Here is a 502-nt window from a genome sequence, read left to right as displayed (position 1 = left end):
CTCTACCTGAGCGCATTACGTGCAAAAGAAACCCTGATCCTCAACGAACAGACTTTGGCGCGCCATAACGCCCTCATAAAAACCTTGACCACAATCGTCAAACAGGATGCCGGCCGCCACTTTGAACTGATTGAAGCGCGCGCACGCCAGCTGCAAGTAGCCAACATTATCGCCCAACAACGCCGCACCATGGATTTGGCTCTGAGCCGTCTGTCCCGCTATACCTCGCGCCAACTGACCGCCAACGATTTGGAAGATCCGTTTAAAAACGACACAGCAAAATCCATCAGCGAACGCTTTAACAACCCCAACCGTAACAACAATCCGTCCTATCAGGCACAATTAGCCGAACGCGACAGCGTCCGTGCCGATTTGGACGCTTCCAAAGCCGAACGCCTGCCTGCCCTCGATTTGGAAGGCAGTGCAACGCGCAACACCAGACAGCTTTATTTAAACGTTGCATGGAATGTGTTGGATATTGCTGCACGCCACAATGTAGAGC

Annotated in this window: 1 protein-coding gene; it reads left to right on the top strand. The window is 52.6% G+C overall.

Annotation, left to right across the window (positions count from 1 at the left end; genetic code table 11):
• The coding region (locus tag ACTHUR_RS18855; RefSeq protein ID WP_440400302.1) for a TolC family protein at positions 1-502 on the top strand (502 nt) is incomplete at both ends.

This window comes from Neisseria sp. P0021.S007 (genome assembly GCF_051956855.1).
Note: the sequence above shows the minus strand (reverse complement) of the source record. Positions and strands in the feature narration are given on the sequence as shown.